The sequence below is a fragment of the Moorella sp. E308F genome (assembly GCF_006538365.1).
Lineage (GTDB): Bacteria > Bacillota > DSM-521 > Neomoorellales > Neomoorellaceae > Neomoorella.
The window spans coordinates 239,351-260,762 of record NZ_BJKN01000002.1 but is presented as its reverse complement, the minus strand read 5'-3'; the positions used below and the strand labels follow the sequence as shown (position 1 = coordinate 260,762).

Annotated in this window: 24 protein-coding genes and 1 riboswitch; all 24 genes read right to left on the bottom strand. The window is 57.3% G+C overall.

The window, feature by feature from the left end:
• Positions 1–97: 97 nt before the first annotated feature.
• Positions 98–985, bottom strand: a complete 888-nt coding sequence (gene dapA / locus E308F_RS07675) for a 4-hydroxy-tetrahydrodipicolinate synthase (protein WP_141264363.1) — start codon at positions 983–985, stop codon at positions 98–100.
• On the bottom strand, positions 972–2,213 hold the full coding sequence (gene dapG, locus E308F_RS07670; RefSeq protein ID WP_141264362.1) for an aspartate kinase: 1,242 nt from the start codon (positions 2,211–2,213) through the stop codon (positions 972–974). The genes dapA and dapG overlap by 14 nt, the downstream gene beginning before the upstream one ends.
• Positions 2,214–2,228: 15 nt before the next feature.
• A complete protein-coding gene (locus E308F_RS07665) occupies positions 2,229–3,236 on the bottom strand; it encodes an aspartate-semialdehyde dehydrogenase (RefSeq protein ID WP_141264361.1) in 1,008 nt (335 codons plus the stop codon).
• A 7-nt stretch (positions 3,237–3,243) separates the two neighbouring features.
• A complete protein-coding gene (locus tag E308F_RS07660; RefSeq protein ID WP_141264360.1) occupies positions 3,244–3,858 on the bottom strand; it encodes a dipicolinate synthase subunit B in 615 nt (204 codons plus the stop codon).
• Positions 3,859–3,880: 22 nt separating this feature from the next.
• Positions 3,881–4,774 (bottom strand): dipicolinate synthase subunit DpsA, encoded by an 894-nt coding sequence (dpsA, locus tag E308F_RS07655; protein WP_141264359.1) that lies wholly within the window; start codon positions 4,772–4,774, stop codon positions 3,881–3,883.
• A 78-nt stretch (positions 4,775–4,852) separates the two neighbouring features.
• Positions 4,853–5,653 carry a 4-hydroxy-tetrahydrodipicolinate reductase gene (gene dapB, locus E308F_RS07650; protein WP_373995959.1) on the bottom strand — a complete coding sequence of 267 codons (801 nt, stop codon included), beginning with the start codon at positions 5,651–5,653 and terminating at the stop codon, positions 4,853–4,855.
• A gap of 91 nt (positions 5,654–5,744) precedes the next feature.
• Positions 5,745–5,948: riboswitch (Lysine riboswitch) on the bottom strand.
• A 58-nt stretch (positions 5,949–6,006) separates the two neighbouring features.
• Positions 6,007–6,273: a YlmC/YmxH family sporulation protein gene (locus E308F_RS07640; RefSeq protein ID WP_141264356.1), complete on the bottom strand. Its 267-nt coding sequence runs from the start codon at positions 6,271–6,273 to the stop codon at positions 6,007–6,009.
• Positions 6,274–6,278: 5 nt separating this feature from the next.
• Positions 6,279–6,593, bottom strand: coding sequence for a hypothetical protein (locus E308F_RS07635; RefSeq protein WP_141264355.1), 315 nt, complete (start codon positions 6,591–6,593; stop codon positions 6,279–6,281).
• 46 nt (positions 6,594–6,639) lie between these two features.
• Positions 6,640–7,014, bottom strand: a complete 375-nt coding sequence (locus tag E308F_RS07630; protein WP_141264354.1) for a dUTPase — start codon at positions 7,012–7,014, stop codon at positions 6,640–6,642.
• Positions 7,015–7,026: 12 nt separating this feature from the next.
• Positions 7,027–8,292, bottom strand: a complete 1,266-nt coding sequence (locus E308F_RS07625) for a M16 family metallopeptidase (protein WP_141264353.1) — start codon at positions 8,290–8,292, stop codon at positions 7,027–7,029.
• A gap of 25 nt (positions 8,293–8,317) precedes the next feature.
• On the bottom strand, positions 8,318–9,352 hold the full coding sequence (locus E308F_RS07620; protein ID WP_141265218.1) for a D-alanyl-D-alanine carboxypeptidase family protein: 1,035 nt from the start codon (positions 9,350–9,352) through the stop codon (positions 8,318–8,320).
• Between the two features lie 144 nt (positions 9,353–9,496).
• On the bottom strand, positions 9,497–10,213 hold the full coding sequence (locus E308F_RS07615; RefSeq protein ID WP_141264352.1) for a polysaccharide deacetylase family protein: 717 nt from the start codon (positions 10,211–10,213) through the stop codon (positions 9,497–9,499).
• A gap of 69 nt (positions 10,214–10,282) precedes the next feature.
• On the bottom strand, positions 10,283–12,520 hold the full coding sequence (gene pnp / locus E308F_RS07610; protein WP_141264351.1) for a polyribonucleotide nucleotidyltransferase: 2,238 nt from the start codon (positions 12,518–12,520) through the stop codon (positions 10,283–10,285).
• Positions 12,521–12,663: 143 nt separating this feature from the next.
• Positions 12,664–12,933, bottom strand: coding sequence for a 30S ribosomal protein S15 (gene rpsO, locus E308F_RS07605; RefSeq protein WP_054936069.1), 270 nt, complete (start codon positions 12,931–12,933; stop codon positions 12,664–12,666).
• 137 nt (positions 12,934–13,070) lie between these two features.
• The gene (locus E308F_RS07600) at positions 13,071–13,292 is read right to left on the bottom strand and encodes a hypothetical protein (RefSeq protein ID WP_141264350.1); all 222 of its coding nucleotides are present in this window, start codon (positions 13,290–13,292) and stop codon (positions 13,071–13,073) included.
• Positions 13,228–14,310: a bifunctional riboflavin kinase/FAD synthetase gene (locus tag E308F_RS07595; protein WP_141264349.1), complete on the bottom strand. Its 1,083-nt coding sequence runs from the start codon at positions 14,308–14,310 to the stop codon at positions 13,228–13,230. The genes E308F_RS07600 and E308F_RS07595 overlap by 65 nt, the downstream gene beginning before the upstream one ends.
• Positions 14,311–14,322: 12 nt before the next feature.
• Complete coding sequence (gene truB, locus E308F_RS07590) at positions 14,323–15,237, bottom strand: tRNA pseudouridine(55) synthase TruB (RefSeq protein ID WP_141264348.1); 915 nt, start codon at positions 15,235–15,237, stop codon at positions 14,323–14,325.
• Positions 15,237–16,199: a DHH family phosphoesterase gene (locus tag E308F_RS07585; protein WP_141264347.1), complete on the bottom strand. Its 963-nt coding sequence runs from the start codon at positions 16,197–16,199 to the stop codon at positions 15,237–15,239. The genes truB and E308F_RS07585 overlap by 1 nt, the downstream gene beginning before the upstream one ends.
• The gene (rbfA, locus tag E308F_RS07580) at positions 16,186–16,560 is read right to left on the bottom strand and encodes a 30S ribosome-binding factor RbfA (protein ID WP_141264346.1); all 375 of its coding nucleotides are present in this window, start codon (positions 16,558–16,560) and stop codon (positions 16,186–16,188) included. Before rbfA ends, E308F_RS07585 begins: the two co-directional genes overlap by 14 nt.
• A gap of 7 nt (positions 16,561–16,567) precedes the next feature.
• On the bottom strand, positions 16,568–19,156 hold the full coding sequence (gene infB, locus E308F_RS07575) for a translation initiation factor IF-2 (protein WP_141264345.1): 2,589 nt from the start codon (positions 19,154–19,156) through the stop codon (positions 16,568–16,570).
• Positions 19,157–19,174: 18 nt separating this feature from the next.
• Positions 19,175–19,483, bottom strand: a complete 309-nt coding sequence (locus E308F_RS07570) for a L7Ae/L30e/S12e/Gadd45 family ribosomal protein (RefSeq protein WP_141264344.1) — start codon at positions 19,481–19,483, stop codon at positions 19,175–19,177.
• Positions 19,476–19,757 (bottom strand): RNase P modulator RnpM, encoded by a 282-nt coding sequence (gene rnpM, locus E308F_RS07565; protein WP_141264343.1) that lies wholly within the window; start codon positions 19,755–19,757, stop codon positions 19,476–19,478. The genes E308F_RS07570 and rnpM overlap by 8 nt, the downstream gene beginning before the upstream one ends.
• 2 nt (positions 19,758–19,759) lie before the next feature.
• Positions 19,760–20,848: a transcription termination factor NusA gene (nusA, locus tag E308F_RS07560; RefSeq protein WP_141264342.1), complete on the bottom strand. Its 1,089-nt coding sequence runs from the start codon at positions 20,846–20,848 to the stop codon at positions 19,760–19,762.
• Between the two features lie 2 nt (positions 20,849–20,850).
• Positions 20,851–21,327, bottom strand: a complete 477-nt coding sequence (gene rimP / locus E308F_RS07555) for a ribosome maturation factor RimP (RefSeq protein WP_141264341.1) — start codon at positions 21,325–21,327, stop codon at positions 20,851–20,853.
• Positions 21,328–21,412 lie beyond the last annotated feature (85 nt).

Genomic DNA, 21,412 nt, shown 5'->3' with positions numbered 1-21,412 from the left:
CCACAATTAAAGACCGGGCCTGCTGCCGGCCCGGTTTTAACCCACGTTCTAAACCAGCTATAATATATTATACCTCAAGGGGCCTTATCCCGCAACATCAACCCGCCGGTAAAATACCCGCTGCCTTCATGGCTGCAGCGATTTTTTCCTTTTCCGCCGGGCTAGCCCCGACTAAGGGCAAACGTACCGGTCCGGCCGGCAGGCCCAGCATTTGCAGCGCTTCCTTCACCGGTACCGGGTTGCTGGTAATAAAGAGGGCTTTAAATAAGGGGAAGAGCTCCCGGTGCAGGGCTGCCGCCCCGGCCACATTCCCGCTAACAAAGGCCCTGACCATGGCTTGCATCTTATCGCCCACCACATGGGCGGCGACGCTGATAATGCCATACCCGCCTACGGCCATTAACGGTAAAGTCAGGGAGTCGTCACCGCTGTACAGGAGAAAACCGGCTGGTGCCTCCCTGATAATGGCTGTCGCCTGGTCAAGGTCGCCGCTGGCTTCCTTTACGGCGACGATATTATTAATTTCCGCCAGGCGCAGGGTCGTTGCCGCATCCATATTGCGCCCCGTCCGGGAAGGTATATTATACAATATTATCGGGAGGGAAACGGCCTCGGCAATGGCTCTAAAATGCTGGTATAAGCCCTCCTGGGAAGGACGGTTGTAATAGGGTACCACCAGCATCAGGCCGTCGACCCCCAGGGCTTCTGCCTCCCGGGAAAGTTCGATGCTGGCGGCAGTGGAGTTCGTACCTGTGCCGGCAATGACTGCCGCCCTGTCTCCCACTGCTTCTTTAACAGCCCGGAAAAGGGCTATTTTTTCTTCGTGGCTTAGAGCCGGCGACTCCCCGGTGGTGCCGGCCACCACCAGGCCGTCGCTGCCATGTTCTACCAGGTAAGCGGCCAGTTTCTTAGCACCGTTCAGGTCTAGTTTGCCGTCGGCTGTAAAGGGAGTCACCATGGCTGTGAGGATTCTACCCCACGGCATAAGCTTTCACCTCACCTGTTTCTTCATCGTTCAGCTTGAATTCCCGGTGCAGGACCTGCACGGCCCGCTCCATGTCTGCCTTGTCTACCAGGCACCATATAGATGTATAAGAATCGGCCGATTGTAAAATCTTTATTCCCTCGCGGTTCAGGGCGGTGACAATGGTCGCCATTACCCCGGGTACGCCGCGCATGCCGGCCCCCACGGCAGCCACCTTGGCACAGTCAGGGCGGGCGGCAACGCTAAGGCCCAGCCCCTCAATCAGCTCCACGGCCCGGCCGGCGGCGCCGGCGGCAACCGTAAAGACCAGTTCCCCGGGAAAGACGTTAATGAAGTCAACACTAATGTTATTCTGGGCCAGGGTCTGGAAAACAGCTTCGGCCCTTTCTCCTTCAGGTAAAGTAACCCTGAGCTGGGTCAGGCCCGCCATATGGGTGATACCGGTAATCACCCGGTCGCGGCTGATGTGCACGCCGCTGGGTCCGGGCTGCCAGGCCACCACCAGGGTGCCCGGCCCGTCGCCGAAGGTTGACTTTATCTTTAAGGGTATATTTCCTTCCCGGGCGATTTCCACGGCGCGGGGATGGATTACTTTCGCCCCCTCATAGGCCATCTGGCAGACTTCCGTATAGGTGATGGTACTCAAGGTCCTGGCGTCGCTGACGATGCGGGGATCGGCCGTCTTGACACCGTCGACGTCGGTGAATATCTCCACCGCTTCCGCCTTCAGGGCCACGCCTAAGGCTGCCGCTGTAGTATCGCTGCCGCCCCGCCCCAGGGTGGTGATTTCCCCCGCTTCGGTAACCCCCTGGAAACCGGCTACCACCACTACCCGCTCCTGCTCCAGGTAAGACTGGACCCGCCGGGGCTCCACCCTGAGGATGCGGGCATCATTAAAGCGGGCATCGGTAATGATGCCGGCCTGGCCGCCGGTGAGAAAAACGGCCGGTATACCCTGTCCCTGTAAAGTGGCGCTTAAAACGACACCGGCAATAATCTCCCCACAGGACAGGAGCAGGTCGCGCTCCCGGGGCGAAACCTGATTGTCCCCCAAGAGGTCCAGTAAAGTATCGGTGGCATAGGGCGCCCCCCGGCGGCCCATGGCCGAAACGACGACGGCCACCCGGTAGCCGGCCCGGCAGGCCCTTTCGATATGCTGGACCACCATTAACCGCTGTTCCGGGGTGGCTACCGACGAACCGCCAAACTTCTGGACCAGGACCTTCATGGCCGTCACCTCGCTCTATAGAAGGCCCTCCTGCACCAACAGTTCCGCAATCTGGACGGCGTTGGTAGCCGCACCTTTACGCAAATTATCGGCTACAACCCACATATTCAGGCCGTTGGCGATGGTAAAATCTTCTCGGATACGGCCGACAAAGACTTCATCCCGGCCGTCGGCCTGGATGGCCAGGGGATAGGCCTTTGCTTCCAGGTCATCCACCACTACGACCCCCGGGGCCCGGCGCAGGAGTTCCCTGGCCGCCGCTGCCGTCAGTTTTTCCCGCGTCTCCACGTTAATTGCCTCCGAGTGGCCGTTAAAGACCGGCACCCGGACCGTAGTGGCTGTGACCTGGATCTGATCATCCCCCATAATCTTTTTAGTTTCATTAACCATTTTCATCTCTTCTTTGCTGTACCCGTTCTCCAGGAAGACATCGATATGGGGCAGGCAGTTGAAGGCTATCTGCCAGGGAAAAACTTTACCTGTTACCTCTTCCCCGGCCAATACCTGCCGGCTCTGCTGCCGCAGCTCATCAATGGCTTCCTGGCCGGCTCCGGATACGGCCTGGTAGGTGGAAACAACAATTCGCTTGATGCCGGCAGCATCATAAATGGGTTTTAAAGCTACCACCATCTGGATGGTGGAGCAGTTGGGATTGGCAATTAAACCTTTATGCCAGCGGACATCCTGGGGATTGACCTCCGGTACCACCAGGGGCACCTCGGGGTCCATACGGAAATTATTGCTGTTGTCAATCACCACCGCCCCGGCTTCAACCGCCGCGCGGCCGTAAATCCTGCTGGCTTCGCCGCCGGCAAAGAGAGCCACGTCGATCCCGGCAAAGGAGGCCGGTGTAGTCTCTTCGACAACATACTCTTCGCCCCTGAAGGTCACGGTCTTGCCCGCCGAACGGCTGGTAGCCAGGACCTTCAGTTGACCGACGGGAAAATTCCTCTCCTCCAACACCTTGAGCATGGTCTGGCCTACGGCTCCGGTACCAACTACAGCGACATTGTAAGTCTTCATCAGCTAATTACTTTCCTCCTGTCACCTGCCCCTTTGGCGGAGGACCCAGTAAAAGGGGCTGGATCTGGCGCCCCTCCAGGGCTGCCAGAATGGTATCAACAATTAAATCCATACTGGCTACCAGAGAATTGGGTTTATCGTGCGGGTCGTCCTGGCCAAAGGGGACCAGGTAAATATTTTTCATGTTCATTACCCGGCCTAAATTTACGGCGTTAGCCCCCAGGCCGTCGTTGGTGGAAATGGCGAGCACCACCGGCCGCAGGTTCCGCAGCTGGGCCTTCACGGCCATCAGGACCGGTGTATCGGTAATCCCGTTGGCCAGTTTGGCCAGGGTATTGCCGGTGCAGGGGGCGACTACGATGACGTCAAAGAGTTTTTTAGGACCGATTGGTTCCGCCGTAACAATAGTATCGATGGCTTTTTGCCCGGTAATCCTTTCTACCTCCGCCCGCCAGAAGGCACTGGTGCCAAAGCGAGTATCGCTGTCCCTGACAGCCGGGGACAGAATAGGGACAACCTGGGCACCTTCAGCAACTATCCTGTCCAGCTCTTGGATAACCGCCGCCAGGGTACAGTGGGAGCCTGTGACGGCAAACCCTACCCTTTTGCCTTTGAGCCGCATTTTCAGCACCTCCACGTAGGGTTTACAGTCGTCCCAGGCACTTTAATATGAGGGCGGGATAAATACGGGCCAGGATCCGCCCGGCCGTCCGGGGGGCTACTTTACCTGGCAGTCCCGGAGCGAGCATGGCCCGGCGCCGGAGGGCCGCAGCGGCAGTGAAATCTGTGCCGCCCGGGTCCGACGCCAGGTCAATTATCAGGACATCGGGCCTGGTCCGGGCCAGGAGCTCTCCTGTCAGGACCGGCGCAGGTACAGTATTAAAAATGACGTCAGCCCGCTCGACTATGGCCGCCAGTTCCGTAAAGGTAAAGGCCGGCCAGCCTTCGGCATAAGCCCGGGCTCGGTCGGACGCGCCCCGGTCGATTACCGTTACCCTGGCTCCAATCCCGGCCAGCATCCGCGCCAGGGTAAAACCGATCCGGCCCAGTCCCAGGATAAAGGCTTCACTACCGTGGAGGGTAATGGGGAGTTCCTGCATGGCCAGCATGATGGCCCCTTCGGCCGTAGGGATGGAATTTAAGATGGCCATTTCATCCATCTCGGCCGTCTCCACCAGCTGCCAGCCGCGCTCCGCCGCTATTTCTTTCAGGTAGGTCCGCGCCACCCCTACCAGGACCGGCGTTCCTGCCGGGATGGCCCCGGCCAGTTCCCGGGTGAAATATAGGGGTTGCCGCGCTCGCGGAGCATGGATTATACCTCCAGCCTTAATCCCCGGTACCGGCAAGATAATTACCCCTGCCCCCTGCACGGCGTCCAGGGGATCGTCACAACGGGTACAGCCTTCCTGCTCCGGCAGGTCTCCCAGGCCGGCTGTCCTGACCTCGGCCCCCTGGCGCAGCAGCTCCTCCAGGAGAAGGACTTCCCGGGCATCGCCACCAAGCATTGCCACCCTGATCCCTGACAGTATCCCGCCCATGCCGGAACGACCTCCTGCCAAGTTAGTACACCTGTACTACTTGCAATATATGTGAGGGCGCTCCGGGAGGTGCCAGGTCTATAATTCCAGCAAGTTTTCCAGCCCGTAAACCACCCCCTTGAGGTGGAGGACCCGCCTTACAGCCAGTAAAAGCCCCGGCAGAAAGGCTTCCCGGCTGATAGTGTCATGACGGATGGTCAGGAGCTGTCCCTCGCCGCCAAAAATTACCTCCTGGTGGGCCACCGCTCCCGGCAGGCGAATGCTGTGGATGGACAGGCCCCGGTGGGTGGCCCCCCTGGCCCCGGCAGCCTTTTCTTCCCCCACCGGCGGGGCCGGCACCGTCCCTATCTCCCCGGCCATTAGTTCCGCCGTTTTTAAGGCCGTCCCCGAAGGAGCATCGATTTTTTGTTCATGGTGCATTTCGATAATTTCCGCCCGGGGGAAGTAACGGGCGGCCTGCCGGGCAAAGTGCATCATTAAGACGGCCCCTAAAGAAAAATTGGGTGCCACCACCGCGCCCACTTGCCTCCATTCGCAAAGCTGGTGCAGCTCATCCAGCTGCTCCAGGCTGATGCCGGTGGTGCCAATCACCGGGCTTACTCCCTGCTCTACGGCCAGCCGGGCGTTGGCCAGGGCGGCGGCCGCCACGGTAAAGTCGACCATGACCTGAGGACGAGTGGTTTTTATCACTGCCGCCAGGTCGTCGTTAATGGGCACACCGTGCGGCTGCAGGCCGTTTAAGGTGCCGATATCCGTACCCACCGCCACCCGGTCTACGGCCCCTACCACTTCAATGTCTTCTGCCTGCAGCAGGCCCTTCGTCATTTCCCGGCCCATGCGGCCGGCGGCACCGGTAACTACAACCCTGATCGTTGCTATCCACCCCGCTTAAAAAATTAAGGGAAAACCATGAGCATCCCGCTCCGGTTTTCCCCCGGATTACCAGAATACTCATCTCGCCAGGCCTCTTCGTGCGAGTAGCGCTCCACCGTAAATAGGCAACGATCCTTCGTGGCACCAGCCTCTACGGTGACAGTCCGGCCCTTCTTCAGCGACCGGCCCAGGGAGATGGCCCGGGCCAACCATCTCCCTTCGGCAGCGTACCCTTTCCTGCCGGCTCACCGGTGCCCGCCTCACCGGCAGTACTCTTGCCCGCTGCACCTCTACCCCACTGCACACGAGATGAGTTTATAGCTTTGTTTATCTTATGATACCATCAGGAAAAATTCCTGTCAATCTTTCTCGCGCCGGCGGCTGTAGGTGGGATCCAGGCTGACGACTACTACTTCGGTGCCGACCTTGTGGACGGCTTCCCAGGGGATCACCAGCTCCTGGCGGCCGCCAAAGAAAGGTAACCATCCCCCCCGGGCTGGCAGGACAATGGCTGCAATGGTCCCCCCGGCCAGGTCCAGGACCAGGTCGGCATCGCCAATCTGCCCCAGGCGGGAGCCGTCGTAAAGGTTAATTATCTCTTTGCCCATGAGTTCCGACAGGCGCATAACCTCTACCGCCCCTTCAGCCGCGGCCAGAGACCCAGCACCAGGGGTTGGATAAGAGCTATTACCAGGGCGACAACGGCCAGGGGATCGACCAGCAGGCCCCCGATGGCTATCGTTTCCGGCAGGCTGATCTTTAAGAAGCTGACCAGGAGCACGAGGGAGAGGTAGATACCCCCGGCAAGGGCCACCAGTTCGGCCAGGGCCCGGGAAACGGGGCTGGCTGCCGCTTCCACACTGCTGTTGCGATAAAAGCCGACCTTGGCCCTGAGGGCCAGGATAAAAAGCAGCAGCAGGAGGCCGGAAAAAAAGATCGTCAGCATGGATTTCATCTCCCTTCGCTAAAACATATGAAGGGAGATGTTTGCTTTATGCTTCCGTGTCCTCCCGGGCGGCATATTCCTGGCGGTCCGTCAGTCCCTGCTGCCGGCGAAAGTTTTCCTTATTTTTAGCGAGATACGCCTGGTAAAATTCCTCTGCCGTAATGCCGGCTTTTAGGCACATGCTGACGAGAAAGTGGAGGAGGTCGACGAGTTCGCCTTTGATGGCTTCGCGGTCTAAAGGATGGGGGTTTTTCCACCACTTAAAGTTTACTTCCTCCAGGAGTTCCCCCAGCTCGGCGACCATGGCCAGGACTTCTTTCTGGATCCATTCCGCCGCGCTGTAATCCGGCAGCCTGCGCCGCCGGGCCAGGTCCTGGTCGAAGCGCTCCTGCAGCGCAAAGATATGTTCTAAACGATCCATCCGGTGATCCTCCTATATCCCGGCCCGGCGGGCGCACTCGGCCAGGTCCAGGGGTTCGACTTCCGGCCCCAGGGTGGTCAGGGATAAGTATTCCGGCTGGAAGATACGCCTGGCGATGGCCTGGACGTCATCTTCAGTTACCTCATTTAACCGCTCGATTACTTCTTCCGCCGTAATTACCCGGCCAAAGGTGAGTTCCGTCTTGCCCAGCCGGCTCATGCGATGGTTGACATTCTCTTGAGCAAGGAGCAAATTGCCGCGGATCTGGTCCTTGGTTCGCTTCAATTCTTGTGCCGTTATCCCTTTGTTTTTTAAGGAAGCGATTTCTTCCAAAATCAAGGCTATTACCTGGAGGTAATTGTCCGGGCTGGTACCGGCATAAACGGTAAACAGGCCGCTGTCGCTGAAACCAGCATGGTACGAGTATACGGAATAGGCTAGGGCCTGTTCTTCGCGGATAATTTGGAACAGGCGGGAGCTCAGACCCCCACCCAGGATATTGTTCAGAGCCTGGAGGGCATAAATGGCTGCATCATCCTGGGGCAGCCCCGGAACCCCCAGGCAGATCTGCACTTGTTCCGTGTCTTTAATGTTAATGCTAACCCTGGGCCGGCTTTTTGGGGGTAGGTATTCCCCCTGCTTGCCGGGGCAGGTTTTAAGGCCGAAGGTCGCCTGCAGTTTGGCGACCAGTTCAGCGGTGTTAAATTTCCCGGCTGCCGCCAGGACAATGTTGGCACTGTTATACTGTTCCTTGTAGTAGCGGTAAATGATATCGCGGTTTAAATTGGTTACTGTTTCATAAGTACCAAGAATGGCCCTGCCCAGGGGATGCCCGGGCCAGATGGTCTGGGCAAAGAGATCATGGACCAGTTCGTCGGGGGAATCCTCGTACATCTTGATTTCTTCCAGGATGACCTTTTTCTCTTTTTCGATGTCCTCGACGGCCAGGAGGGAGTTAAAAAGCATGTCGCTCAAAACGTCTATGGCCAGGTCCAGGTGTTCGGCCAGCACCCGGGTGTAAAAGCAGGTATATTCCTTGGTTGTAAAGGCGTTGATTATCCCCCCGACTGCTTCCAGTTCCTCGGCTATCTGCCGGGCCGTCCGCCTGGTTGTCCCTTTAAACAACAGGTGCTCCAGAAAATGGGAAACACCCTGGTTGGTTTCGTCTTCATTGCGGGAACCGGTACGCACCCATACCCCCAGGGCTATGGAATTGGCAAAGGGAACCTCTTCGCTTACCACCCGGATGCCGTTATCCAGGATATTTTTTTGGTACATCCCCTTCCCCCTAACTTTTTCTGCTTTATTTCTTGAACCTTGACCACCAGGGCAGGGCGGCAACATCCCGGGTGGCTACCAGGGTAGAGCTGGCAACCTCCCGGCCCTGGTACAGGATTTTTACCTGGCCCAGTTCCTGACCTTTGCTGATGGGAGCTTTGACAAAAGCTGGCAGGAGCACGCGCTTTTCCAGGAAAGCTGCCTGGGCCACGGGCACGGTAAAACCGGCCGTCATCAGCGGCGCTACAGGGACGGCAGTCACTTCCCCGTTTTTGACATACACCTGGCCGGCAGGTTCCCCGGCCCTGGCTGTTTCGTTATAAAAGCCGTTAAAGCCATAATCCAGGAGGGCGCGGGCGTCAGCATAGCGGTCGGAACTGCCCAGGACGACGGCAATGAGCTGGCGTCCCTCCCTGGTAGCCGAGGCGACCAGGCACTGACCGGCGGCGTCGGTGGTGCCTGTCTTTACTCCATCGGCACCGGGATAGGAGCCAAGCAGGCGGTTGGTATTATAGAGATAGCGCACACCTTCCGGCGCCGGGATCTGGTCTTCTTGCGTCGCTACTAACTGGCGAAAGACAGGGTTGCCCAGGGCGTAACGGGCCATGAGGGCCAGGTCGTAGGCGGTGGTATAATGGCCCGGATCCGTCAGGCCGTGGGGATTGTTAAAATGGGTGTGATAGGCCCCCACTTGCAGGGCTTTACGATTCATGAGCCAAGCAAAATCCTCTTCCGTGCCGGCCAGGCTTTCGGCAATAGCTACGGTGGCGTCATTGCCGGAATTCAGCAGGGCGCCTTTAACCAGGTCGCCCAGGGTCACTATTTCTCCCGTGGTCAAATAGATACTGGCCCCGGGCGTGGTGGCGGCATACTCGCTTACCTTAACGGGGGTATCCAGCCGGCCCAGCTCCAGGGCCAGGATGGCGGTCATGATTTTCGTCGTACTGGCCGGTGGCCGCTCTTTCCTGGCGCCGTGCTCATACAGAACCTGGCCGGTACTGGCTTCCATTAAAATAGCTGCCGGTGCCGTAAGGTAAGGTTCACTGGCAGCCTTTGCCATTCCGGACCAGAACAAGTAACCTATGATTAGAAGCAGCCCGCAAACAAACCTTCGCAACAGGCCTTCACTCCCCCGGAAAATTTTCATTAAACAGAGGTTATTATATCCAGGGAAGGACGGCCTTATAAAAAACGGGCACCTTCTTTAAAGGAGCTCGGAAACTGTTACCAGGGCATAACCTCGTTCTTTTAGTTGTTTTAGAAGCTCCGGCATGGCCTTGCTTGTCGGTGCGGTTGGGTGCAGCAGGACAATGGCACCGTTCTGGCATTTAGGGATTATTGTCGTCAGGATATCCTCGGGTTTGGTATTGGGCAGATAATCCCCGGTATTGATGGTCCACATGATGAATTTATACCCCAGGTCCCCAGCCGCTGCCACCACCTGGGGTTTACTCTCACCATAGGGAGGAGAATAGAGGGCAGGTTTCTTGCCGGTAATGGCCATCAGGGTCGCTTCCCCTGCCTGGATGTCGCGGCGGTTCTCCTCCCGGCTTAAATTATCGGGATGGGGATGGCTCTGGCCGTGGTTACCTATTTCATGGCCGCCGGCCAGCATCTCCCGCACCAGGTCCGGGTGACGTTCGGCCCACTGGCCCGTGGGAAAAAAGGTGGCCCGCGCGCCGGCTTGCTGCAGGGCCTGCAAAATAGCAGGCAGGTATTCTTCGCCCCAGTCTATGGTAAAGGTCAGGGCCACGGCCTTGCGACCCGGGTCACCTTGGTAAATGGGCTGGGTTTTCATGGCCGGCACTGCCCTTCCCGCCAGCCAGCGCCAGGCAGTAAAACCAAGGACCAGTAATAACCCCGCGGCTGCTAAAACCCCTAACCGCCGCAGCCACTGCCGCCGGTAGTAGAGCACATACATTGACCGCACCACCTTTTATTGAGTACTGATCAATGTATATGCCCTTCACGCCGTAATCAGACTCGGCGGCTAGCGCGGCCGCCGGCTGTTTAAAATGCGGTTACCGCCTTCCCGGCCGTGCCGGCGAAAATGGCGCCCGCCCCCTTCAGGTACTGCTTGCGGCAGGGCTTCTTTACGGGACAGTTTAAGCCGCCCCTGGGAATCAAAGCCAATGGCCTTGACAAGAATATAATCGCCCTCCTGGACCACATCTTCCACTTTTTCCACCCGCTCGTTGGCCAGCTGCGAAATGTGCACCAGGCCCTCTTTGCCGGGCATCCCTAGGACCCCGGGGATAACTTCGACAAAGGCGCCAAATTCGGTTATCCTGGTCACCTTGCCGTTATATACTTTACCCGTTTCCACTTCCTGGGTCAAGGCCTGGATAATCTCTACCGCCCGCTTCCCATTGGCGGCATCGGTGGAAGCGATAAAGATGCGGCCATCGTCTTCGACATCAATCTCCACACCGGTTTCTTCAATGATCTTTTTGATAATCTTGCCACCCGGCCCGATGATATCGCGGATTTTATCGGGATCAATGGTCATGGTCAGCATCCGGGGGGCATAAGGGGAAAGCTCCGGCCGCGGTTGCGGGATGGTGGCCAGGATCTTCTCCAGGATGAACAAGCGTCCCCGTCGCGCCTGTTCCAGGGCCCGTTCTAAAATGGCCCGGTCTATGCCCGGGATTTTTATATCCATCTGCAAGGCCGTTATGCCGTTTTTGGTGCCGGCAACTTTAAAATCCATATCTCCCAGGGCATCCTCAATCCCCTGGATGTCCGTGAGTATAGCCACCTGGTCCCCTTCCTTGACCAGGCCCATGGCCACCCCGGCCACCGGCGCCTTAATAGGTACACCGGCGTCCATGAGGGCCAGGGTGCTGCCGCAGACGCTGCCCATGGAAGTGGAGCCATTGGAACCAAGGACCTCGGAAACCAGGCGAATGGCATAGGGGAATTCTTCCTCCGGGGGGATCATCGGTTCCAGGGCCCGTTCCGCCAGGGCACCATGGCCAATTTCCCGGCGGCCGGGAGCACGGATAGGCCGCGCCTCCCCGACACTATAGGGAGGAAAGTTATAATGGTGCATATAGCGTTTGGACTCGTCGACCCCCAGGTCGTCCAGGATCTGCTCATCACTGATGGGGCCCAGGGTAGTTACCGTTAATACCTGGGTTTCGCCCCGGGTAAAGAGGCCCGAGCCGTGGGTGCGGCTCAATACCCCTACTTCACAGGTAATGGGCCGGATCTCATCCAGGGCGCGGCCGTCTATCCTGACGCCTTCGGTAAGGATCATTCTCCGGACAATTTCCTTCTCTATTTTGGCAATTAAATCATTGACCAACCGGGGTACCTCCGGGTGCTCCGCCAGCATCTCTTCTTTGCCGGCCAGCACCAGGTTCTTGATCTCTTCCCGGCAGGCTTCCAGCCGCTTTTCCCTTTCCTGCTTGGCGAGCTTTTCATCGCGGCTGGTGTAGATGGCTTCCCGCAGGCGCGGTGCGGCAATCTCCCGGACCTGGCTTTCCAGTTCGGGAGTCAGGCAGGGTTCGACTACTTCCTGCTTTTCTTTGGCCAGGCCCAGCTCTAAAGCTTCAGCGCGGAAATCATTGATAAAAGCGACAATACGTTTAATCTCTTCATGGGCCTGCATGATACATTCCAGCATCAGATCCTCGGGAACCTCTTTGGCCCCTGCTTCAACCATCATAATAGCCGTATCCGTACCGGCTACTACCAGGTTTAAAGAACTTTTTTCGTCTTCAGCCAGGGTTGGGTTGATAACCGGCTTGTTGTCGATTAAACCTACCCCTACCGCCCCTATGGGCCCCCCAAAGGGAATGGCTGAGATGGTCAGGGCGGCCGAAGCGCCGATGATACCGGCCACATTGGGCGGGCAATCTTGATCTACCGATAGGACTGTAGCGACGATGTGGACGTCGTTGCGGTAATACTTGGGAAATAAGGGCCGGATGGGCCGGTCAATCAACCGGGCCGAGAGGATGGCCTTTTCGCTGGGGCGGCCTTCCCGTTTAATAAAACCGCCCGGGATTTTGCCAGCAGCATAAAGCCTTTCTTCGTAATCAACCGTCAGGGGGAAAAAATCGATTCCTTCCCGCGGTTCCGCTGCGGCTGTGGCCGTGACCAGCACCATGGTACCGCCGTAAGTTACCAGGACGGCACCACCTGCCTGGCGTGCCAGCCGACCGGTCTCCAGGATTAAATCCCGGCCGGCAATGGTGAGGGTTTTCCTTAATACCCCTTGCATTAGTTTCAAGTAGCCCCCTTAAATCATACCATTAATAAACTTTAATTCATTCGACATTTGTTATAGTATTTCCTTCCAATGTCGCCCTAAATACTGTCAAAAACTCATTAAAAAAAGGAGCGGCCCGACCGCTCCCAAGAAATTTACCGCCTTAAACCCAGGGCATCAACAATTTGCCGGTAACGCTCAATGTCGTTGTCCCGCAGGTAGTTAAGTAAACCTCGGCGCTGACCGACCATTTTCAGCAAACCCCGGCGCGAGTGATGGTCCTTGTGGTGCACCTTCAGGTGTTCCGTCAGGTGGTTGATGCGTTCCGTCAGGATGGCAATCTGGACTTCCGGTGAGCCGGTGTCATTTTCATGCTGCCGGTAGCGGGCGATGATTTCCCTTTTTTTGGCTGGATCCAGGGCCATCAGCGTCACCTCCTTCTCCTTAAAATCCCCAGCGGGCCAAGAAAAGCGTCGGAGCTTCGCTAATCCTCGCCTCGGGTTCATTAACTATATTATAGGCCTACCGGGCACTAAACGCAACTATTCCTTTTGCCTGCCTGTTACTTACCAATAATGGTAATCACCAGACGCCCGGCCAGCACATCTTTCACCACCAGGTCAAAGGGGCGCCCGGAAGCTGCAATAAAACCCCGAAAACGGGTGGCCGTGGGTATATGGCCGGGGATACTCCTGGCTGCTACCTGGATATCATGCTCATTAATTTGTTCCTGGCGAAAGTCCTGCAGGCGTTTCCTGGCGTGGGCAGTAATCAATACCTTCATTTTTCCCAGCCCCAATCTGGCCATGGTAAATTTCTGGATTCTCCGCAGTATATTTTACGCCATGGCCCTGCGTGTGGTTACGCCTGCCGGTCTCAGGGTTGAGAGGTAACTCGCGCGCCCTGGCGCAGTCTTCCTGCAGCTGGGCTACTAATTCCCTGATAGAAGCAAATTTGCGCTCCGGGCGTAAATATGCGCGCAGCTCGAGTTCTAATTCCTGGCCATAGAGGTTGCCCTCAAAGTCCAGTAAATGGGCTTCAATAGTTGCCGGCAGGGCCGGTCCAAAGGTAGGGCGGCGGCCGATATTGACCACCGCCCGGTGCACCTGGCCCTGGAAGCGGGCCAGGCAGGCGTAAACGCCCCATCCTGGCAGCTTGATTTCCGGCGGTACGGCCAGGTTGGCAGTTGGAAAACCGAGTTCACGACCGCGCCGGTCGCCGCCAACGACGGTACCGGCCAAGACCGGCCAGTAGCCCAGGAGTTTTCTGGCGAGCAAAATATCGCCCCGGTCAAGGGCGTTGCGAATGGCGGTACTGCTGACGGTTAACCCTTTGTAGGTTACCGGGGCCATTACTTCGACCTTAAAACCCAGCTCTTCTCCCAACCGGTGCAATAAAGCCGGCGTGCCCGCGCCCCGGTGGCCGAAGGTGAAATTAAAGCCCACGGCCACCAGGCGCGGTTGAAAATGGGGCCAGAGAATATCCTGCACAAAGGTTTCCGGGGGAAGCTGCGCCAGTTCTCTGGTAAAGGGCAGGATAAACAAAAAGTCAACTCCCAGGGCGGCTATCAATTTTTCCTTCATGGCCCTGGTCGTTAAAAGGCCTGGCGGGTTATCACCTAGTACCTGGACGGGATGGGGTGAAAAGGTAATAACTACTGCCAGTTTCCCCTCCGTCCTGGCTTTCTGAACAATATTGCCAATGAGCTGCTGGTGGCCCCGGTGGACGCCATCGAAATTCCCCAGGGCCAGATAGCAGCCCCTGGCTATTTCCCCTTCAGGTATTCCCTGCCGTACTTGCATCGCTTTACTCCTTTACTGCAAAACCTTGTCGGGTTTAAAACAATATCCTTCACCTTTTGGCACCACCCTGGCCACGGCCAGGAGAACCCCGCCGGGGGTTTCCAGGCGGACCAGGCTCCCCGGCCGGAGCGCCGGTACCAGGGCGCAGTCAGCCGGGTCGAGGATAGCGCCATTAGCCACTGCTTTGATGGCCTTATCCCTGACGGTAATTGCTGGCAGGTGGGTAATACCCGCTGCCGGTGGCAGGAGAAAGTCCCGGCTGCCACCGGCCACCTGCACCTTAATTTCTTCCAGGGTCCAGGCCTCCTCCAGTTTAAAACCGCCGGCGCGGGTGCGCAGCAAAAAGGCCAGGGTAGCCCCGTAACCCAGGTAATCACCCCAGTCGGCTCCCAGGGTACGGATATAGGTGCCTTTGGAACAGGTAATATCTGCCACAACCCGGAAGAACGGCCCGTCCGGCCATCCTTTAAGCACCTGGAAAGTCTCGATGTTGACCCGGCGGGTCGGTCTTTCCACCTCCCGCCCCTCCCGGGCCAGTTCATAGAGGCGCCGTCCCTGGTAATGAACTGCTGAAACCATGGGAGGTACCTGGTCGATTGTACCGGTAAAACGCCGGGCCGCCGCCTGAAGCTCTTCGAGCTTTAAGCCCGGGCACCCCGGTCTGGCCAGGACGCGGCCGCCGAGATCCTGAGTATCAGTTTTGAGCCCCAGGATAAATTCCGCCCGGTAAGCCTTGCCACCGGCCTGGATATATTCCAGTAAACGGGTGGCTTTGCCCACAGCTACCGGCAGCACCCCGGCAGCCATGGGATCCAAGGTGCCGCCATGGCCAATCCTCCGTTCCTTTAAAAGACGGCGCAAGTCCTGGACGACATCGTGGGAAGTAAGGCCGGGAGGCTTTAATACGTTGATAAAACCTGTTACCATTAAAGTTCCTCACCTGCTGACGCAACAACCATGGCTACAATGGTATCCAGGTCACCTTTAACGGTGCAGCCGGCGGCGCGGCGGTGGCCGCCGCCGCCAAAGCGGGCGGCTACCGCGTTAACGTCGACGATTTTTTTAGAGCGCAAACTAACCTTAACCAGGCCGCCAGGCAATTCCCGGAAGAGCAGGCCTACCTCAACGCCGGCAATGCTGCGCGGGTAATTTACCAGCCCTTCGGCATGTTCCGGCCGGGCACCAGCAGCCTCTAACGCGGCCCTGGAAACCGTCAGCCAAGCTACCCTACCGTCATAGGCCAGGGTCAAGGTGGGTAAAACTGCCGCCAGCAACCGGATACTGGCCAGGGGCTTCCTATCCCAGAGGTATTCCCTGATCAGGGATAAATCCGCCCCCAGCTCCATGAGCCTTGCCGCCAGGCGCATGGTCGTAGCCGTACAGTTTTCATACTGGAAAGAGCCGGTGTCGGTAGCCAGAGCTGTATAAAGACAGGTGGCTATCGCCGGGGTAATGGTTACCGGCATTCTTTCCAGGACGGCATAGACTAACTCGGCCGTTGCTGCCGCCCGGCTGTCCACCAGGTTCAGGTGCCCGAAACGGGTATTGCTGACATGGTGATCGATGTTAATTACCATCCGGGTTTTTTCCCGCCACTGGCTGAAGCCTTCCCCGGCCCGCTCCATGTCGGTACTATCGACCATTACCAGCAGCGGCGGTACCTCTGTTACCTTCTCTGGTGGAATGATGGTTTCCTGGCCGGGCAAAAAGTGGAACATCTCCGGTACCGGGTCGGCGTTAACGGCCACTGCCCTTGCACCCCGCTGCCGCAGGGCCAGGGCCAGGGCCAGGGTGGAACCCAGGCAGTCCCCGTCCGGGATAATATGAGAGACAACGGCAACATCCCGGGCCGCGGCCAGGACGGCAACTATACTTTCAACGGCCGTCATGTCCCTGCTCCTCTGCCTTGACGCGCGCCAGCAACCTGTTGATATGATCGCCGTGCTCGATGGAAGCATCAAATTTAAAGGTAATTTCCGGAGTATAACGCAGTTTCAGGCGCTGGCCTATTTCCCGCCGCACAAAGCTGGTTGCCCTGGCCAGGCCTTCCATGACCTCACTCTTTTGGGCTTCATCCCCGTAGATGCTGACGTATACTTTGGCATAGTGGAGGTCGTTGGAAAGCTCTACTCCTGTAACTGTAACCAGGCCGGCTTCCAGGCGGGGATCTTTCAATTCATCCCGCAAAATCTGGGCAATTTCTTTTTTCATCTGTTCGGCAACCCGCTCAACCCGCAGCGCCACGGCCATCGCCTCCCTACAGTTCCCGTTTAACCTCTTCTATAATATAAGCTTCGATAACGTCGCCAATCTTAATATCGTTAAATTTTTCCAGACCGATGCCGCATTCATAACCCTGGGCTACTTCCCGGACGTCATCCTTAAAGCGTTTCAGGGATTCAATGCGGCCTTCAAAGGCCACTACCCCGTCCCGGATTACCCGGGCCAGAGCTCGGTTCTGAACCTTACCTTCGGTGACAAAGCAGCCGGCCACCGTACCTACCCTAGGCACTTTAAAGGTCGCCCGTACTTCGGCCCGGCCCAGGACCACTTCTCGTTTCTCCGGCTCCAGAAGACCGGTCATGGCGGCCTTGACCTCGTCGATTACCTCATAGATCACCCGGTAGAGACGGATTTCTACCCCTGCTTCTTCCGCCGCCCTCCGGGCGTTGGCGTCCGGGCGAACGTTAAACCCGATGATGATAGCTTTGGAAGCTGCGGCCAGCATGACGTCGGTTTCCGTAATGGCACCGACTCCGCCATGAATGATATTAACTTTAACTTCGTTGGTAGACAACTGCTCCAGGGCCGCCCGCAGGGCTTCCACCGAACCCTGCACGTCGCCTTTGACCACCAGGTTAAGCTCCTTGATCTCGCCTGCTTCCATCTGCTTGAATAGGTCATCCAGTGATGTCTTGTTGGCTGCCTTAAATTCTTCCTGGCGGCGTTCTTCCTGGCGCAAGGTGGCAATTTGGCGGGCCAGCTTTTCATCCTCCACAACCTGGAAAATGTCACCGGCCTGGGGTAAATCGGAAAGGCCCAGGACTTCCACCGGCATAGAAGGCTCGGCGCTCTTTACCCGCTCGCCTTTATCGTCAAAGAGGGCCCTGACCCGGCCGTAAACCGCCCCGGCTACCAGGTTGTCACCTACTTTAAGGGTACCTTTCTGGACCAGCATGGTAGCCACCGGGCCACGACCTTTATCCAGCTTGGCTTCAATGACAATCCCCCGGGCCGGGCGATTGGGGTTTGCCTTTAGCTCCATCATATCGGCCGTGAGTAAGGTCATTTCCAGCAATTCATTGAGGCCCTCTTTTTTAAGGGCTGAGACGGGTACCATAATGGTATCGCCACCCCACTCCTCCGGTACCAGGCCGTACTCCGTCAACTGCTGTTTGACCCGGTCGGGGTTGGCCTCGGGACGATCTATTTTATTAATGGCCACGACAATGGGTACGCCGGCAGCTTTGGCATGGTTAATGGCCTCCACCGTCTGGGGCATGACGCCATCATCGGCAGCCACCACCAGGATGGCTATATCCGTCGCCTGGGCTCCCCTGGCGCGCATGGCCGTAAAGGCCTCATGACCGGGGGTATCCAGGAAAGTAATCTTCCGGTTTTTAACCTTTACCTGGTAGGCACCAATATGCTGAGTGATACCGCCAGCCTCGGTAGCCGTAACATTGGTGCGCCGAATGGCATCCAGCAAAGAGGTCTTGCCGTGATCGACATGGCCCATAACGGTTACTACCGGCGGCCGTTCTTGCAAGCTTTCCGGGTCATCAGGCAGGTCTTCCAGGAGGGTAATGGGTTTCTCCTCTTTAACCTCAACAATGGCCCCCATTTCCTGGGCGACAATGGCGGCCGTATCTATATCCAGCTCCTGGTTGATGGTGGCCATTACGCCCTGGCCCATTAAAAACTTGATAACTTCAGCCGCCGTTTTACCGAGCCTTTTTGCCAGTTCCTGGACAGTAATGCTGCCCGTCAAAGTTATCCGGCGGACGACTTTGGGTGCTTCCTGCTGAGCGACCTTAGCTTTATTTTTATCTTTGTCCCGCCGCAGCAGGCGTTCCTCCCGCTGCTGTTCAAGCTCTACCAGCTTACGGCTGCGGCCAGTTTCAGCCTGTTTGGCAGCCGGCTTACCCACCGGCCGTTCCCGCCGTTTTTCCGGCGCCTCCTTGGCAACTGCCTCCGGCGGTTTCGGTATACGCAGCTGTTTATTTCGCGCCGGCCTGCCGGCGCCTTTACCTGCCGGGCGCGGGGCAGCCACCTGGGCTGGTACCTGTACCTGCTGGTCAACCCTGGCCGTCCGCTCCTCCCGTTCCTGGCCCCGGCGGCCTTCCTGCTCCTGGCCTTTGTTTTCTCGCCGGCGGGCCTGCTTATGATCCTGCCGTTTTTTAGCCTGTCCGGGTTGTTGTTTCCCTGATTGCTGGTTCCCGTTTTCCCCCTTGCCGGAACGTTCCTTACTTTCATATTCCCGGTGCTGTTCCGGTTGCGCTGCCGCTGGGGCAGGTTCCCCTGCAGCCGGCTTCTGTTCTTTTTCCGGACGGGTCTTAACCCCTGCCTCTGCCGCCGGTGTGGAAGGTGCTTTCCCGATAACCTGCTGGGGCTGGGCAACAACTTCCACCGGCGACGTCGCTCCTGCCTGTTGCTGCTTGAGCTTAGCCGCCCTGGCTGCTCGCCACATCTGCCGGTAATGGTTGCGGATTTTTATTACTTCCCCGTTTTCCAGGACACTCATATGGGAACGGGTATAGATGCCCAGTTGAGCCATGGTGTCCATTAGATCCTTATTAGAAACCCGTAATTCCTTGGCTAATTCGTAGACGCGTGTTTTGGCCATTAAACCACCCCCATAATCTCATGCACCAACCTCCCGTACATGTTGCCGGATTAACCTGGCCAGATTTGCATCAGTAACGCCGACGACGGCACATGGAGGTTTACCTAGCGCTACTCCTATGGTAACTTTATCGCCATAAACAATTGCTTCAATGCCGGATTCCCGGCAGGTTGCCAGTAGTTTACCCCTCATCCGGGGGCTGCTGTCAACTGCCAGCAATAAGAGAAAAACCTTTCGCCTCTTGATAGCCGCCATAACTGCCTGGTATCCCCAGGCTACCTTGCCAGCCCGGTAAGCCAGGCCGAGGAGGTTATAAACTTTATTCATGACCATTACCCCGGGTGAGGCTGGCTTCGAGGTCAGCCATGACCTCCGGGGTTAGGCTTACACCCAGGGCCCGCTCCAGGGCCCGGCTTTTAAGGGCTTTGCGCAGGCATTCCACTCTGGGGCAGATATAGGCCCCTCTCCCGGCACGTTTCCCGGTAGGGTCAAGGACCACCTCTTGCGTCGGTGTACGGACAACTCGTAATAAATTACGTTTATCATCACGAGTCCGGCAACCGACACACATGCGCACGGGTATTTTCCTGGGCTTGGGCAAGCTTACTCCTCCTCTATCCCGCCTTCAAGTTCCAGGTCGTTATCCCAGGTATCCCAGTCACCAGCTTCGGATTCACTTTTAATATCGATTTTCCAACCAGTTATCCTTGCTGCCAAGCGGGCATTCTGGCCTTCCTTGCCAATGGCCAGGGATAGCTGGTTATCGGGAACGATTACCTGACTGGCCTTATTTTCTTCATCCACGGTAACGTCCAGGACCCTGGCCGGACTCAAGGAGTTGGCCACAAAGACAGCCGGGTCGTCGCTCCATTTAATAATATCGATTTTTTCGCCCCGGAGTTCCTGGACTACCGCCTGCACCCGAGAGCCTTTGGGTCCCACGCAGGCGCCGACGGGGTCCACCTTTTCATCCCGGGAATGGACGGCAATTTTGGAGCGGGCACCGGCCTCCCGGGCCACCCCCTTAATTTCCACAATCCCGTCATGAATTTCTGGCACTTCCAGTTCAAAAAGCCTTTTAATCAGTCCGGGATGGGTCCGGGACACCAGAATTTGCGGCCCTTTGTTGGTCTTGCGTACTTCGAGGATGTAAGCCTTGAAGCGTTCTCCCTGGCGGTAAACCTCACCGGGGCTTTGCTCGCTTGGCAGGAGGATGGCCTCCGCCCGGCCCAGGTCCAGGATAACATTTTTACCTTCCTGGCGCTGGACAACCCCGGTAACAATATCGTTTTCCCGGCCAATAAACTCATCGTAAATTAAACTCCGCTCGGCTTCACGGATACGCTGGACGACTACCTGTTTGGCCGTCTGGGCGGCTATACGCCCAAAATCCCGCGGCGTTACCTCCTTTTCTACCACATCGCCGATCTCATAATTGCTATTTATAACCCGGGCTTCCGCCAGGGAAATCTCCGTCCGGGGATCGCTTACTTCTTCGACCACCTGGCGCTGGGCCAGGACTTTAATCTCCCCTGTGTCACGCTGGATTTCCACCCGGACATTGTGAGCCGACCCAAAGTTTTTCTTATAAGCCGATATCAAGGCTGCCTCGATGGCTTCCAGCAGGATGTCGACCTTAATACCCTTTTCCTTTTCCAGGTCCTGTAATGCTTGGATAAATTCAATATTCATCCTTAGGCCTCCTCATCCTCCGCCAGGTCAAACACCAACCTGGCAGTCGCTACCTGGTCCAGGGGGACGGCCAGCTGGCGACCATCATCGAGCTGCACCTGCACCTGCCCCTCCCGGTAACCCAGGAGCCGCCCCTGAAAATGACGTTGACCGTCAATGGGGGCAAACATACGCAATCTCACTTTTCGCCCGGCAAAACGCTGAAAATCGGTTTCTTTCTTTAAGGGGCGCTCCAGGCCCGGCGACGATACTTCCAGGTAATAACTATTGGGGATGGGATCTTCCTGGTCCAGGATGTCACCGACGGCACGGCTGACCTTTTCGCAATCATCCAGGCCGATACCTTCCGGCCGGTCGATAAACAGCCGCAGGATATAGCGCCCTCCTTCCCGGCCGTACTGCAGGTCGACCAGTTCGTAGCCCATCCCGGTCAGTACCGGTTCCACCAGGCCCTGAATTAATTCCGTCAGTTTGCTCAAAAGGGTAGCCTCCCAGGTTTTCAACATAAAAGAGTGGGCACTGACCCACTCTTTTCCAGCAACACACCAGGTAATGTCTGAGTGA